Raw genomic sequence first — 15,465 nt, 5'->3', positions numbered from 1 at the left:
ACGTCGAAATACGTATCTATTCCGCAGCCGTAATGCTCTGAATCACAATACAACTCGCCGTTTCGGGCACGGCAGAACCCCATGTTTCGACAACGTGACGAACGTGTTCTGAACGTGTGCGGAAAACACCTACGACGCAGCGAGAGCCATCGAGTCGACGGTACGCCGGTCGTCACCCAGGCCGAGTTCGGTTGCGTACACGGCGGCCATCACTCGGTTGGGCACCCCGAGCTTGCGCAGAATCTTCTCCACGTGCGTCGTCACCGTCCTCGGGGACAGCACCAACGACTCCCCGATCTCGGCGTTCGACATTCCTTGCCGGACAAGAGACAGAATTTCGATCTCGCGCGCAGTGAGCCGAAACCGCGACTTGGCTCGGAGATCACTCGCATACGTGGTGAATGCAGGACGCATTCGTTCCAGGATGGTCTTCGCGGGGGTCGGGAACTGCGCCTTCTCGACGTTGCCGTGGCACATTCCGATGATCGCCCCCGCGTCGTCGTGCAGCAGCATGAGGACACCGTTGGCGAATCCCCCAGGTCGCAGCACAGTCATTGCCGTGTCGGACGTACCGAAACCGGGGACCTCGGTCCAGTCGAACACCTCGTCGAGATGGCTGAACTGCTTCTGAAACTCGGGGAGCTTGTCGATGTCGCCTGTGAGGAACTCCGCCACGTCGTCACCGTAACCACGCTGCTCGACAGTGACGAACCGACCCGTCGCCTGGTCTCTGAACGCGAGAAGGAAGCTGTCACAACGCCCTTCGTAGCGAAGGTAGTCGATCGCACCGTGCATCCGTTGCGGCGCAGCGGGCGACGACATGGCAGCAACGATGGACGCGATGTCGTGATCGGGCATGGTGTGCGTCCTTCGAATCGACGGGCAATCGATCCGAGTAAACAGCAGAACGAATTCGTCGGTGTTAACGAACCGTTTCAACTACCGTCCGAATCCGTCCCACCCCGCGCGGCGAACTCAGAACCCCAGCTTCCCCATCTGCTTCGGGTCGGTCTGCCAGTCCTTGGCGATCTTGACGTGAAGGTCGAGGTAGATCCTCGTGCCGAGTAGCTTTTCGATCTGCAGGCGCGACGCGGTGCCCACTTCCTTGAGCCGCGAACCGCCCTTGCCGATGACGATGGCCTTCTGACTGGAACGTTCGACGTACAGAATTGCGTGGACGTCGAGCATGTTGTCGTGGCCCTCGCGGGGCTGCACCTCTTCGATGACGACGGCCAGCGAGTGCGGCAGCTCGTCGCGCACACCTTCGAGTGCAGCCTCTCGAATCAGCTCGGCCATGAGGATTTCTTCGGGCTCGTCGGTCAACTCACCGTCGGGGTAGAACGCCGGGCCCGGCGGCAGCTCGGATGCGAGGAGGTCGACGAGCTTCTCCACCTGCTCCCCCGACGCCGCGGACACGGGAATGACGTGACTGTCCTCGCCGAGGAGCTTGGACAGCGCCATCAACTGCTGTACGACGCGTTCCTTCTTGACCTTGTCGATCTTGGTGACGATTCCGATCAACGTGGTCTTCGGGGCGATGTGCCGCACCTGTTCGAGGATCCACCGGTCACCCGGTCCGATCTTCTCGTCGGCCGGGATGCACAGTCCGATGACGTCGACCTCGGAGTACGTGTCCTGAACGAGGTCGTTCAGCCGTTGTCCCAGAAGGGTTCTCGGCCGATGCAGGCCAGGTGTGTCCACCAGGATCAACTGGGCGTGCTCGCGGTGGACGATGCCGCGGATGGTGTGCCGCGTCGTCTGAGGACGCGACGACGTGATCGCGATCTTGGTGCCGACCAGGGCGTTGGTCAGAGTCGACTTACCCGTGTTCGGCCGGCCTACGAAACAGACGAATCCGGATCGGAATTCTTGCTCGCTCGAATCAGGCATCGGCATCCTCGGTTTCGTGGTCGTCGTCGTTCCCGGACGTCGCCGAGGACTGTACTTTTTCGATCAGAACTGTAGTCACACGCACGCGGCCCTTCGGATCCGCACCGCCCTCGCCGATCAGGATCAACCCGTGCGATTCGACGCGCGATCCGGGCAGCGGTACGCGGCCGAGTTCGTACCCGAGGAGTCCGCCGACGGTGTCGACGTCCTCGGATTCGATATCCACACCGAACAATTCGCCGACGTCCTCGAGTGGAACGCGGGCCGAGATTCGGAATTTTCCGTCACCGAGATCGTCGATCGGCACGACCTCGTCGGAGTCGTATTCGTCGGCGATCTCACCCACGATCTCCTCGAGCACGTCCTCGATGGTCACCAAACCCGCAGTGCCGCCGTACTCGTCGACGAGCAGTGCCATGTGGTTTCGGGTGCGCTGCATCTCGGCGAGCAGACTGTCGAGGGTCTTGGAATCCGGCACGAACACCGCAGGCCGCATCACCTGGTCGACCTTGACGCCACGGCCACCGTCGGTCGAGTAGTACGTCTGCTGCACAAGGTCTTTCAGGTATACGACACCGACGATGTCATCGACGTTCTCGCCGATCACCGGGATACGGGAATGCCCACTGCGCACGGCGAGCGACGTCGCCTGGCCAGCCGACTTGTCGGATTCGATCCAGACCATCTCGGGCCGAGGCACCATGACCTCGCGTGCCGACGTATCCCCCAGTTCGAACACCGACTGGATCATCTTGCGCTCGCCGTCGGCGACGACACCGCGCTCACGAGCCATGTCCACGAGTTCGCGCAATTCGATCTCGGATGCGAAGGGGCCGTTGCGAAATCCGCGACCTGGTGTGATGGCGTTACCGATGAGGATGAGCAGTCGGCTGATCGGGCCGAGGATCCACCCGAGTCCGCGCAACGGCAACGCTGCGGACAGCGCGATCGAATATGCGTGCTGACGACCGAGAGTCCTGGGTCCGACGCCCACCGCGATGTAACTGACCAGAACCATGACGACGGCAGTGACGACAAGTGCCAGTTTCTCGTCCAACAGGTCGATCAGACCGCCCGCGAGCAGGACTGTTGCGCCGATCTCGCACAGAATACGAAGCAGGACAGTCAGATTGACGTAACGCGGGCGATCCGCGACGACCGTCAGTAGACCGACTGCGCCAGGACGCTCGTCCTTCGCCATGTCCTCGACGCGAGCGCGCGAGACGGTGTTGAGCGCCGAGTCGACGGCAGCGAACAGTCCCGCGACGGGAACCAGAATCACTGCAGCGACGATGAGAACCGGCGCACTGCTCACAGGCCGTCGCCCCGGGCGAAGCCGGTCTTACCGAGAAGCCGTCGATCGCGTGCCGCTTGCAGTTCGGCTTCCTCGGCGCGGCGCAGATCCTCGTACCACTCCTCGAGAATCCGGTTCTGCAGGCCGAACATCTCTTTTTCCTCGTCCGGCTCCGCGTGGTCGTACCCGAGCAGGTGCAGAACACCGTGAACCGTCAGCAACGCCAGCTCGTGTTCGAGTGGGTGGCCGGCGGCCGCAGCCTGATCCGCCGCGAACGACGGGCACAACACGATGTCCCCGAGCATCGACGGCCCCGGCTCCGGGGCGTCGGGACGCCCGCCCGGCTCGAGCTCGTCCATCGGGAAGGACATGACGTCCGTCGGGCCGGGAAGATCCATCCACCGCATGTGCAGATCGGCCATGGTCGCCGAGTCGACGAGAACCATCGACAGCTCCGCCGCGGGGTGAACGTCCATGCTCGCGATCGCGAACCGGGCGACGCTCACCAGCTCCGCTTCGGAGACGTCCATCCCCGACTCGTTGGACACCTCGATGCTCATCTACTGCTCACTACTCTTTCTCGCATTTTCTCTCTCGACAGGATTCGAACGACTCTATCGGCGGGCGGACCGCGCACCACCGGAGCGGCGCTGCGCCCGATTGCCCACGCCGAGATCGCTGTTGCTGGAGGATTCGAACCGCTCGTACGCGTCGACGATGTCCGATACCAGCCGATGCCGAACGACGTCACTGCTGGTCAACTGCGCGAAGTGGATGTCGTCGACGTCGCCGAGTATCTCCGTCGCCGCACGCAGACCGGACCGGGCGCCCCCGGGCAGATCCACCTGGGTGATGTCACCGGTCACGACGATCTTCGACCCGAAGCCGAGTCGGGTGAGGAACATCTTCATCTGCTCAGCGGTGGTGTTCTGCGCCTCGTCGAGAATGATGAACGCGTCGTTCAACGTGCGGCCGCGCATGTACGCGAGTGGAGCGACTTCGATGACTCCGGCCTGCATCAACTTCGGGATGGCCTCGACGTCCATCATGTCGTGCAACGCGTCGTGCAGCGGCCTCAGGTACGGGTCGATCTTGTCGTGCAGCGTGCCGGGCAGGAATCCCAGACGCTCACCGGCCTCGACGGCCGGCCGCGTCAGAATGATCCGGCTGACCTGCTTGGACTGCAGAGCCTGCACGGCCTTGGCCATCGCCAGGTACGTCTTGCCGGTACCCGCAGGCCCGACGCCGAACACGATCGTGTTGGTGTCGATGGCGTCGACGTAGCGCTTCTGGTTGAGAGTCTTGGGCCGGATGGTCTTACCGCGTCGCGACAGGATGTCGAGGCTGAGGACCTCGGCAGGCGACTCGCTCACTCCCTCGGTGAGCATGCCGACGGTGCGCCGAACAGCGTCGGGGCCGATCGGTTGCCCACGCTTGGCGACGGCAGCGAGCTCGGTGATGACACGTTCCGCCAACGCGACGTCGGCGACTTTGCCGCTGAGGGTGACCGAGTTGCCTCGCACGTGGACATCGGCGGTCAACACCTGCTCGAGGGCCCTGAGGTTCTCGTCCGCTGCGCCGAGAAGCGGAAGTACTGCCTCGGGCGCCAGTTCCATGCTGGACCGAACCAGACGTTCGGCGGGAAGATCGCTGTGTTCACTCACGTGGTGTGTATGGCCTGCTTTCGGGTGTCGCGGACGGCTTCGACTGCTCCGAGTCTAACGCGCGCAGCGACGCTCGCATTCCAATTAACCGGCTGGTGGGGCCGTCGTTGCCGCGATCGACTGCTGCCAGCACACCGACCCCGGCCGAAGAAAGTCGAAATGATCCTCGCCCTCGACGACCGACAGGGACGCGTCGTCGCCTGCGTCGACTGCCGCCGCAACGTAGCGTTCGCTCAGGGCCACGGGCACCTGAACGTCCAGCGCACCGTGGATGCAGTGCACCGGAACGCCCGTCGGCACGCGATACAGCGGTGACGCGGCGCGATAGAGCTCGGGATCGTCCTCGAAGCTCACCCCGAGCAGGTCTCGAACAGCAGGATTGACGGCGCCTGTGGCCGGTCCGGCAACGAGGTCGAGCACTCCCGCCTGGGTGACCACGCGCGACGGACGCACCGCGAGGTCTCGGCACCCTGCCAGCCAGCCTGCGAGATGACCACCTGCCGAGTGGCCGAGGACTCGGACGTCGTCGGTGTCCAAGGCAAGGGCCGAACGCTGCTGCACGACGGTGGCGACGGCCTCGAGCGCGTCGACGACGTCCTGTCGCACCTCGGGCCACAGCCCACCCGCGCCGACGCGTCGGTACTCGATGTTCCAGGCCGCGAAACCGGCTCGGGCGAATTCGATCGCGTACTGCGTGCCGAGATTCAACGCGTATCGGCCGTGCCAGAATCCTCCGTGGATCACCACGACGACCGGAACCGGTTCGGACACAGGCTTTTCCGGAAGATACAGATGCCCGAACTGCTCGGCATGCTCGCCGTAGGAGATGGTCTGTCGATTCACGTGGTGGACTCGAAATCGAGCGGGGCCTGCGCCCATCGATCCGTCGAGACCCCGAGCGCACCGAGCGCAACAGCCGCCGCGGTCGACGTGCGTAACACGGTGGGCCCCAACATGACCGGCGTCGCACCGACGTCGGTCAACGACGTCACTTCGGACTCGGTGAGACCGCCTTCGGGTCCGACGACGAGCAGTACCTCGGGAACGTCGCGGAACGTCAGCGACGAGAACGCCACGGACGCCGCTTCGTGAAGTACCGCAACGATTCCCCCACGTTCGACGACACCGCGGGCGAGGGCGAAAACCTCCCCACCGGTGTGGAGCGGTGCGACCTCGGGCACGAAGGGTCGACGCGATTGCTTCGCGGCTGCAGTCGCGACAGCTTGCCACCGTGCGACGCCCTTGTCTGCCTTGGCACCCTCCCAACGCGCCACGCAGCGAGAGGACTGCCACGGCACGATGCTGTCGATACCGGCTTCGGTCGCCAATTCGACGGCCAACTCGGAGCGCTCGGCTTTCGGAAGGGCTTGCACCACACCCACTGTCGGCGTGGCACGAGGTACCTCCGACCGCGCGTGTACAGCCATCTCGAGCCGATCGCGCATCGCCGAGGTCACGACGGTGTCGGCGATACCGCCACGACCGTCGGACAGCAGAATGCGCTCACCGACGCGGATCCGCCGCACGGTGGCGGCGTGCCGGCCTTCCTTGCCGTCGAGCACCGCGGTGCCGCCGACGTCGGGAAGCGGATCGAGATAGAAGACCGTCGCCGCCATCGTCAGCGACCGCTGAATGCTTCCCGCAGGCGGGAGAACAATCCGCCGCTGTGCTGCGATCCGGTGGTGACGACCTCGGCTGCGTCGCGATCGCGCAGGGCCCGTAGGTCTTCGAGCAGTTGCGTCTGCTTGCCGTCGAGCCGCGACGGTACGACGACCTCGAGGTGCGCGTGCAGATCGCCGCGAACCCCGGAGCGCAGTTTCGGCATTCCGTGACCACGCAGAACGGCGATGGAGCCCGGTTGTGTGCCTGCGTCGACGGTGATGTCCGTCGGGCCGTCGAGGATGGCGTCGACGGAGACCTTGGTACCGAGTGCCGCGTCGACCATCGGGACGCGGATGGTGCAGTGCAGGTCGTCGCCGTCACGGACGAAGACCTCGTGCTGCTGCTCGACGATTTCGACGTACAGATCACCTGCGGGGCCGCCACCGGGGCCGACCTCACCTTGAGAGGCCAGTCGGATGCGCATGCCGTTGCTGACGCCGACGGGAACCTTGACCGAGATCTCACGACGCGAACGCACACGACCGTCGCCCGCGCACTTGCGGCACGGATCCGGGATGGTTTCGCCTGCACCGCGACACGTGGGGCACGGCCGCGACGTCATGACCTGGCCGAGGAAGGACCGCTGCACCGACTGAACTTCACCAGCTCCCCCACATGTCTCGCAGCGCACGGGCTTGGAGTCACCGTTGGTGCCGGAACCCGTACACAGGTCGCACAGGATCGCGGTCTCGACGGTGATGTGCTTGGTGACACCCGTCGCGCATTCGTCGAGCGTGAGCTTGGTGCGCAGCAGCGAGTCGGCACCGGGCTGGACTCGCCCGCGGGGCCCACGGCCCCCGCCTGCACCGCCTCCGCCGAAGAACGCTTCGAAGACGTCGCCCAGACCCCCGCCGAAACCTGCGTTGCCGAAGCCGCCTCCTCCGCCGCCACCTTGCTGCAGAGGATCGCCGCCGAGGTCGACGACGCGACGCTTCTCCGGATCGGACAGCACCTCGTATGCCGTCGAGATCTCCTTGAAGCGGGCCTGCGCAGCCTCGTCAGGATTGACGTCGGGGTGAAGTTCGCGCGCGAGCTTCCGATACGCGCGCTTGATCTCCTGATCGGTCGCCTTCTGGCTGACCCCGAGCGTCCCGTAATAGTCCCGTGCCACGTAAGTCTCTTTCGTCCTCGTCGATAACAGTGTTCGTCACCGGCCACGAAAACCGCGACCGGCGACGCTTCGGAGTGGGCTCTCAGCGTTCCGCCAGAACCTCACCGATGTATCTCGCAACGGCGGCGACCGATGCGATTGTTCCTGGGTAGTCCATTCGAGTCGGCCCCAGCACGCCCATGCCCCCCAGCACCATGCCAGCCGAACCGTATCCGGTGGAAATCACGGAGGTCCCGCGCATCTCCTCGACCTGCGTCTCTTCACCGATGCGCACTGTCACCGTGCGAGTGTCCTGCGTCACAGCCAGGAGTTTGAGTACGACCACCTGCTCTTCGAGCGCTTCGAGGACCGCGCGCAGCGAGCCCGGGAATCCCGCGTCACCGGCGAAGTCGGCTGCGTTTCTCGTCAGGTTCGCCGTGCCACCGAGAACCAGGCGCTCCTCGGGATGCTCGACGAGCGATTCGATCAGCACCGTGGCCGACCGAATCATCGCGTCGCGCAAGGCAGGAGGCGAGTTCTCGGCGAGTTCCGCGACGGCGGCCGACGCGGCGGCCAGACGCTTGCCTTCGAGCGCGCCACCGAGAAGCCGGCGCAGCTGCGAGAGGTTCTCGTCGTCGATCACGTCACCGAGTTCGACGATCCGCTGATCGACTCGGCCGGAATCGGTGATCAGCACGAGCAGCAGACGGGCAGGAGTGAGCGCCACGACCTCGAGGTGACGCACCGATGACACCGACAGCGTCGGATACTGCACGACCGCGACCTGCCGCGTGAGCTGGGCGAGCAACCTCACACCGCGCCGCAGCACGTCGTCGAGGTCGACGCCGTTCTCGAGAAATTCCAGAATCGCGCGCCGCTCGGACGGAGACAGTGGCTTCACATCGGCGATGCGGTCGACGAACTGCCGGTAGCCCTTGTCCGTCGGAACTCGCCCCGAACTGGTGTGCGGCTGCGCGATGTAGCCCTCGGCTTCCAGAACTGCCATGTCGTTTCGGACGGTCGCGCTCGACACACCGAGACTGTGACGTTCGACGAGGGCTCGCGAGCCGACGGGTTCCTGGGTGGAGACGTAGTCGGCGACGATCGCGCGCAGCACCTCGAACCGTCTGTCCTCGGTACTCGACATCGGTGTCCACCTCCATTCCACTGTCTTTTCGATTCCCCCCGCCGGGCCGATCTGCCGCACCGTCGTTCGAGTCTAGTGGCCGTGACGCCGTCCCGATCGAAAGGCCTTACTGTGGTCGGGTGGCTCAGTGGACGACGACGGATACCGAATGATCTTCAAAGGCGTTCGCGACGGCAAGCCCTACCCCGAGCATGGGTTGTCGCTACGCGATTGGTCGAAGATCCCGCCGCGACAGCTCAGGCTCGACGAGATCGTCACGACCACCAAGGTCCTCGAACTCGACCGCCTGCTGTCCGAGGACTCCACGTTCTACGGTGACCTGTTCCCGCACGCCGTCCACTACCGAGGCGTCGTGTATCTGGAGGACGGGCTGCACCGAGCGGTGCGTGCCGCCCTGCGGAACCGGACCGTCCTGCATGCCAGAGTGTTCGACTACGACCTGCTCGGGGCCTGACCCGCCACCCGGAACGTCGGCCCTCACGAAGCGATGCTGCGCACGACAGCGTCCGCGAGCAGGCGGCCGCGGTCAGTGAGTACGAAGTTCTCATCCTCGACGACCATGAGCCCGTCGGCGACGACCTGATCGGCGGCACGGCGTTCGGCGTCGTCGAGCACGCCCTTCGGGAGTCCGGAGCGCAACCTGATCTTGAGCATCAGCTCCTCGAGGTGACGGTCTTCGCTGGTCAATAATTCGCTGCCCGCCACCGGGAACTCACCCGACGCCAACTGCTCCGCATAGCGGGCCGGGTGCTTGACGTTCCAGAAGCGAGTACCACCGACGTGACTGTGTGCGCCCGGTCCCGCGCCCCACCAGTCACCACCGTCCCAGTAGCCGACGTTGTGCTTGCATTCGGCGGCCGAGTCGGTGGCCCAGTTGGACACCTCGTACCAGGACAGGCCCGCCCCGGACAGCACCGAATCGATGCGCTCGTACCGGGCTGCGAGAACGTCGTCGTCGGGTGCGGGCAGTTCACCGCGCCTGACCTTGCGGGCCATGGCCGTTCCGTCCTCGACGATCAACGCGTATGCCGAGACATGGTCGACGCCCGAGTCCAGGACCGCCGCGAGCGAGCTGTCCAGATCCTCGGGACGCTCCCCCGGCGTGCCGTAGATGAGATCCAGATTGACGTGGCCGAAGCCTGCCGCCTTCGCTTCTCGTGCGGCGGCCACGGCTCGGCCGGGTGTGTGGGTGCGGTCGAGAACCCTGAGGACATGTGCGGCCGCGGACTGCATACCGAGCGAGACTCGTGTGAAACCTGCCGACAGGAGCGCGTCGAAGAATTCGGGTGACGTCGACTCCGGATTGGACTCCGTGGTCACCTCGGCACCGTCGGACAGGCCGAAACTGCCGCGAACGGCGTCCAGCACGTCGGCCAGACCGTCGCCGCCCAACAGCGACGGCGTCCCACCTCCGACGAACACCGTGTCGGCCGACGGCACGAAGCCCGCCCGGTCGGCGAACAATGACGCCGCGGCATCCAGTTCCCGACGCATCGCCTCGCGCCAGGATTGCGGTGACGCGGAAGTACCCAGCTCACCGGCCGTGTAGGTGTTGAAATCGCAGTATCCGCACCGAGTCGCACAGAACGGAACGTGAACGTAGATTCCGAACGGCCGCGACCCGACGCCGTCGAATGCCGCGTCGGGCAACGCGAAGGGGACGGATGTCGCGGCGAGAATGTTCACTCCTCCAGTGTCCCAGACCGCGGACGCCTCCTTTCGCCACGCGAATGCAGCCGCTCTGCCAGCCTATTTACCGAAAATATGGGGTAAATAGGCTGCCGCGGTTCGACCTGGGCGTATGGCGTGGCACAATGGGACCCGTGATTGATACCGGGATTCGACTCGTGGCGCGTCGCCACGTCGATCTCAAGCGTGTCTGCAGCTCGTCGTGTCGATGCTGTCGAGTGTGTAGCTGAGCCCTCAGGGCTCCCCCTCGACCCACGCACCATCCGTAGTACCTCGTCACACCCCCGATCCGTCCGGACGCGTGTGCAAGTGGTGAGTCTCAGCCCCTCCCCTTGGCCGCCCGGTAGAGAAAAGATGCAGGAGCAACAGATGTCGTCGACCACCGACGCCCCCAACGACGCGGCTACGCGCGTTGCCCCGAGGGAACGCACAGCGCGCCCCACGAAGCGTCGGGCCGAGGGCCAGTGGGCGCTCGGCTACCGCGAACCGCTCAATCCCAACGAGCAGTCCAAGAAGGACGACAACCCGCTCAACGTGCGCGCGCGCATCGAGAACATCTACTCGAAGCAGGGCTTCGACAGCATCGACAAGAGCGATCTGCGCGGCCGCTTCCGCTGGTGGGGCCTCTACACCCAGCGCGAGCAGGGTTACGACGGCACGTTCACCGGTGACGACAACATCGATCTGCTCGAAGCCAAGTACTTCATGATGCGCATCCGGTGCGACGCCGGTGCGCTCAACGTCGAACAGGTCCGCACACTCGCCGGGATCTCGAAGGAGTTCGCCCGCGACACCGCCGACCTGTCCGACCGCGAGAACGTGCAGTACCACTGGATCGAGGTCGAGAACGTCCCCGAGATCTGGCGTCGCATCGAGGCTGTCGGGCTGAAGACCACCGAGGCGTGCGGTGACTGCCCCCGCGTCGTCCTCGGTTCACCTCTCGCAGGCGAGGCCGTCGACGAAATTCTCGATCCCACACCGGCGATCGACGAAATCGTCGAGCGCTACATCGGTAAGCCCGAGTACTCGAACCTGCCCCGCAAGTTCAAGACCGCGATCTCCGGCCTGCAGGACGTGGTCCACGAGATCAACGACGTCGCCTTCATCGGCGTGAACCACCCCGAACACGGTCCTGGTCTGGACCTCTGGGTCGGTGGCGGGCTGTCCACCAACCCGATGCTGGCGCAACGCGTCGGAGTCTGGGTACCGCTCGCGGAGGTCCCCGACGTCTGGGAAGGCGTCGTCTCGATCTTCCGTGACTACGGCTACCGCCGTCTGCGCACCAAGGCTCGCTTGAAGTTCCTGATCAAGGACTGGGGCATCGAGAAGTTCCGCCAGGTGCTCGAGGACGAATACCTGCACCGCAAGCTCATCGACGGGCCTGCTCCCGAGAAGCCGTCGCGCCCACGCGACCACGTCGGCATCCAGAAGCTGAAGAACGGCCTCAACGCCGTCGGTGTCGCCCCGATCGCAGGCCGAGTGTCCGGAACCATCCTCGGCAAGGTCGCCGACGCGGCCGAGAAGGCCGGGTCGGATCGCATTCGCTTCACTCCGTACCAGAAGCTCATCGTCCTCGACGTCCCCGATGACAAGCTCGAAGACCTGATCTCCGATCTCGACGCGCTCGGGCTGCCTGCGCGCCCCTCGCACTGGCGCAAGAACCTGATGGCGTGCAGCGGAATCGAGTTCTGCAAGCTGTCGTTCGCCGAGACGCGCAAGCGCTCTCAGGTCCTCGTTCCGGATCTGGAAGCCCGCCTCGCGGACATCAATGCCCAGCTCGACGTGCCGGTGACGATCAACATCAACGGTTGCCCCAACTCGTGCGCGCGGTCGCAGATCGCGGACATCGGGTTCAAGGGCCAGCTCGTCGACGACGGTGACGGGAATCAGGTCGAAGGATTCCAGGTTCACCTTGGAGGCAGCCTCGGACTGGACAGTGCGTTCGGCCGAAAGCTGCGCCAGCACAAGGTCAACAGCACCGAGCTGGGTGACTACATCGAACGAGTGGTGCGGAATTTCGTCAAGCACCGCGAGGACGGCGAGCGGTTCGCGCAGTGGGCCGTACGAGCAGACGAGGCGGATTTGCGATGAGCACGAAACTGAACCTCACAGTCGACGAGTTGAAGGCGATCGCCGAGCGCGGTGCCCGTGAACTCGACGGTGCGAGTGCAGAAGAACTGCTGCAGTGGACCGAGCGTGAGTTCGGCAGCGACTACATCGTCGCCTCCAACATGCAGGATGCGGTGCTCGTCAAGCTGGCCGCAGAAGTACACCCGGGTGTCGACGTGCTCTTTCTCGATACGGGCTACCACTTCGCCGAGACCATCGGCACACGCGACGCAGTCGAGGCCGTCTACGGCGTCAACGTCATCAATGCACGCGCGGACAACACTGTCGCCGAACAGGATTCGATCGAGGGCAAGGACCTGTTCGCCCGTGAGCCCAACCGATGCTGCGCGTTGCGCAAGGTCGCGCCGCTGAAGAAGGAACTCGCCAACTACAGCGCCTGGGTCACCGGCATCCGACGCGTCGAGGCACCCACACGCGCCAATGCGCCGCTGATCTCGTTCGACGACGCATTCGGGCTCGTCAAGATCAATCCCATCGCCGCCTGGTCCGACGACGACATGCAGCGGTACATCGACGAGCACGGAATTCTCGTCAATCCGCTTGTCGACGAAGGTTATCCATCGATCGGGTGCAGGCCGTGCACCGTCAAGCCCGCCCCCGGCGCCGATCCGCGTAGCGGACGGTGGGCCGGTAAGGCCAAAACGGAATGTGGGTTGCACGCATCATGACATTGAACTTCGCCACCGAGCGCCCCAAGGTCGACGCCGCTCGCTTCGACACGCTCGACGCTCTCGAGTCCGAGGCCATCCACATCTTCCGCGAGGTAGCGGGCGAATTCGAACGCCCCGTCATCCTGTTCTCCGGAGGCAAGGACTCGACGGTCCTGCTGCACCTGGCCATCAAGGCGTTCTGGCCTGCCCCGCTGCCGTTCTCGCTACTGCACGTCGATACCGGCCACAACCTGCAGGAAGTGCTGGACTTCCGCGACCACGTCGTCGCGAAGTACAACCTGCGCCTGCATGTCGCGAAGGTGGAGGACTACCTCGCCGACGGTCGCCTCACCGAGCGCCCCGACGGCATCCGCAATCCACTGCAGACCGTGCCGCTGCTCGACGCTATCTCCGAGAACCGTTTCGACGCGGTGTTCGGCGGCGCACGCCGCGACGAAGAGCGCGCACGTGCCAAAGAGCGAATCTTTTCGCTGCGCAACGCATTCGGACAGTGGGACCCCAAGAAGCAGCGTCCCGAGCTGTGGAACCTGTACAACGGCAAGCACTCCCCCGGCGAGCAGGTTCGAGTGTTCCCGCTCAGCAACTTCACCGAGCTCGACATCTGGCGCTACATCGCCCGCGAGAACGTCGAACTGGCGAGCATCTATTACGCCCACCAGCGTCCGGTGTACCAGCGCGACGGCATGTGGATGACCCCGGGCGTCTGGGGCGGGCCGACGGAATCGGAAGAGCTGCAGACACTCTCGGTGCGGTACCGCACCGTCGGCGACGGCTCCACCACCGGAGCCGTTCTGTCCGACGCCGCCGACAACGAGGCAATCCTCGCCGAGGTCGCGGCCTCCCGACTCACCGAACGTGGCGCTACCCGCGGAGACGACCGTGTCTCCGAGGCCGCCATGGAAGACCGCAAGCGCGAAGGATACTTCTGATGAGCACTTCTCAGCTTTTGCGTCTCGCCACGGCGGGTAGCGTCGACGACGGCAAGTCCACCCTCGTCGGACGGCTGCTATACGACACGAAATCCGTTCTCGCAGACCAGATCGACGCCGTCACCCGCGCATCGGTCGACCGTGGACTCAGCACGCCCGACCTGTCGCTTCTCGTCGACGGTCTGCGCGCCGAGCGCGAGCAGGGCATCACCATCGACGTGGCGTACCGCTACTTCGCCACTCCGGCACGGTCTTTCGTCCTCGCGGACACGCCGGGTCACGTACAGTACACACGCAACACGGTCTCCGGCGCGTCGACGGCTCAGCTCGTAATCCTGCTCGTCGATGCCCGCAAAGGCGTCATCACGCAAACCCGTAGGCACGCAGCAGTTCTCGCACTCCTCGGTGTGCCCAAGCTCGTTCTCGCCGTCAACAAGATCGACCTCGTCGAGGATCCGGCCACGGTGTTCGCCGACATCTCCGCCGAGTTCAATTCGCTGACGTCGTCGCTCGGCTGGGCGTCGGAGGACGTCGTCGAGATCCCGGTCTCGGCCCTGCACGGAGACAACGTCGCCGTCCGCTCGACCAACACCCCTTACTACGACGGCCCCACGCTCATCGAGCACCTCGAGTCGGTCCCGGTCGATGCCGAACCGCACCGTGTCGGCCTGCGTTTCCCGGTTCAGTACGTGATCCGTCCTCGCACAGCCGAATTCCCGGACTACCGGGGTTACGCGGGACAGGTCGCCGCAGGCTCCGTCTCCCCCGGCGACCAGGTCGTCGTACTCCCGTCGGGCACGCGTACCACCGTCGAACGCATCGACACCGCCGACGGCGAACTCGACGTCGCAAGCGCGGGACGCAGCGTCACGCTGATTCTTGCCGACGACGTCGACGTCTCCCGCGGTGACTCCATCGTCTCGCCGGAGGACGCCCCCGAGCCCATCGGCGAATTCGACGCCACCGTCTGCTGGTTGGCAGAGAAGCCACTCCGACCGGGCGCGCGTGTGCTGCTCAAGCACGGAACTCGCACGACGCAAGCCATCGTCGGCACACTCGTCGAGAAGTTCGACGAACAGAACCTCACCGCCGACCCGTCGCCGGAGTCGTTGGAGCTCAACGACATCGGCAAGGTCTCGATCCGTGTCGCAGAGCCGATTGTCGCCGACGACTACGCCGTCAACCGCCACACCGGCAGCTTCTTGCTGATCGATCCGGCCGGGGGCAACACGCTCGCCGCCGGTCTCGTCGGTGATGCATTGTCCGCCGTCGAACTGGGTGAATCGGTTCCTGCGTGAG

General features: G+C 64.9%; 15 protein-coding genes. 5 read left to right on the top strand and 10 right to left on the bottom strand.

The window, feature by feature from the left end:
• Positions 1-129: 129 nt before the first annotated feature.
• The 9 genes from CHB96_RS11200 to hrcA form a co-directional block, all read right to left on the bottom strand.
• Entirely contained in the window at positions 130-858 is a 729-nt protein-coding gene (locus CHB96_RS11200; RefSeq protein ID WP_089246032.1) for a response regulator transcription factor, read from the bottom strand.
• A gap of 117 nt (positions 859-975) precedes the next feature.
• Positions 976-1,890: a GTPase Era gene (gene era, locus CHB96_RS11195; protein ID WP_089246201.1), complete on the bottom strand. Its 915-nt coding sequence runs from the start codon at positions 1,888-1,890 to the stop codon at positions 976-978.
• Positions 1,883-3,205, bottom strand: a complete 1,323-nt coding sequence (locus CHB96_RS11190) for a hemolysin family protein (protein WP_089246030.1) — start codon at positions 3,203-3,205, stop codon at positions 1,883-1,885. Before CHB96_RS11190 ends, era begins: the two co-directional genes overlap by 8 nt.
• On the bottom strand, positions 3,202-3,744 hold the full coding sequence (gene ybeY / locus CHB96_RS11185) for an rRNA maturation RNase YbeY (protein ID WP_089246028.1): 543 nt from the start codon (positions 3,742-3,744) through the stop codon (positions 3,202-3,204). Before ybeY ends, CHB96_RS11190 begins: the two co-directional genes overlap by 4 nt.
• A gap of 54 nt (positions 3,745-3,798) precedes the next feature.
• Positions 3,799-4,800 (bottom strand): PhoH family protein, encoded by a 1,002-nt coding sequence (locus CHB96_RS11180; protein WP_245865495.1) that lies wholly within the window; start codon positions 4,798-4,800, stop codon positions 3,799-3,801.
• A gap of 132 nt (positions 4,801-4,932) precedes the next feature.
• Positions 4,933-5,691 carry a prolyl oligopeptidase family serine peptidase gene (locus CHB96_RS11175; protein ID WP_089246024.1) on the bottom strand — a complete coding sequence of 253 codons (759 nt, stop codon included), beginning with the start codon at positions 5,689-5,691 and terminating at the stop codon, positions 4,933-4,935.
• Complete coding sequence (locus CHB96_RS11170) at positions 5,688-6,464, bottom strand: 16S rRNA (uracil(1498)-N(3))-methyltransferase (RefSeq protein WP_089246022.1); 777 nt, start codon at positions 6,462-6,464, stop codon at positions 5,688-5,690. The genes CHB96_RS11175 and CHB96_RS11170 overlap by 4 nt, the downstream gene beginning before the upstream one ends.
• 2 nt (positions 6,465-6,466) lie before the next feature.
• Complete coding sequence (dnaJ, locus tag CHB96_RS11165; RefSeq protein WP_089246020.1) at positions 6,467-7,621, bottom strand: molecular chaperone DnaJ; 1,155 nt, start codon at positions 7,619-7,621, stop codon at positions 6,467-6,469.
• A gap of 82 nt (positions 7,622-7,703) precedes the next feature.
• Complete coding sequence (gene hrcA / locus CHB96_RS11160) at positions 7,704-8,747, bottom strand: heat-inducible transcriptional repressor HrcA (protein WP_089246018.1); 1,044 nt, start codon at positions 8,745-8,747, stop codon at positions 7,704-7,706.
• Positions 8,748-8,895: 148 nt separating this feature from the next.
• Between hrcA and CHB96_RS11155 the strand changes: the two genes are divergently transcribed.
• Positions 8,896-9,201, top strand: coding sequence for a type II toxin-antitoxin system VapB family antitoxin (locus CHB96_RS11155; protein WP_068378754.1), 306 nt, complete (start codon positions 8,896-8,898; stop codon positions 9,199-9,201).
• Positions 9,202-9,224: 23 nt separating this feature from the next.
• Here the strand turns inward: CHB96_RS11155 and hemW are convergent, their stop codons facing one another.
• Positions 9,225-10,433 carry a radical SAM family heme chaperone HemW gene (gene hemW / locus CHB96_RS11150; RefSeq protein WP_089246016.1) on the bottom strand — a complete coding sequence of 403 codons (1,209 nt, stop codon included), beginning with the start codon at positions 10,431-10,433 and terminating at the stop codon, positions 9,225-9,227.
• Positions 10,434-10,805: 372 nt separating this feature from the next.
• Between hemW and CHB96_RS11145 the strand changes: the two genes are divergently transcribed.
• From CHB96_RS11145 to CHB96_RS11130, 4 genes are read left to right on the top strand one after another with little or no spacing between them, the layout of a single operon-like run.
• Complete coding sequence (locus CHB96_RS11145; protein WP_089246199.1) at positions 10,806-12,527, top strand: nitrite/sulfite reductase; 1,722 nt, start codon at positions 10,806-10,808, stop codon at positions 12,525-12,527.
• Positions 12,524-13,234: a phosphoadenylyl-sulfate reductase gene (locus CHB96_RS11140; RefSeq protein ID WP_089246014.1), complete on the top strand. Its 711-nt coding sequence runs from the start codon at positions 12,524-12,526 to the stop codon at positions 13,232-13,234. Before CHB96_RS11145 ends, CHB96_RS11140 begins: the two co-directional genes overlap by 4 nt.
• Positions 13,231-14,166: a sulfate adenylyltransferase subunit CysD gene (cysD, locus tag CHB96_RS11135; RefSeq protein ID WP_089246012.1), complete on the top strand. Its 936-nt coding sequence runs from the start codon at positions 13,231-13,233 to the stop codon at positions 14,164-14,166. The genes CHB96_RS11140 and cysD overlap by 4 nt, the downstream gene beginning before the upstream one ends.
• Entirely contained in the window at positions 14,166-15,464 is a 1,299-nt protein-coding gene (locus CHB96_RS11130) for a sulfate adenylyltransferase subunit 1 (RefSeq protein WP_089246010.1), read from the top strand. The genes cysD and CHB96_RS11130 overlap by 1 nt, the downstream gene beginning before the upstream one ends.
• Position 15,465 lies beyond the last annotated feature (1 nt).

Source organism: Rhodococcoides kyotonense, assembly GCF_900188125.1.
Taxonomy (GTDB): Bacteria; Actinomycetota; Actinomycetes; order Mycobacteriales; family Mycobacteriaceae; genus Rhodococcoides; species Rhodococcoides kyotonense.
The sequence above is the reverse complement of the archived record's forward strand: the minus strand, read 5'-3'. Positions and strand labels throughout refer to the sequence as shown.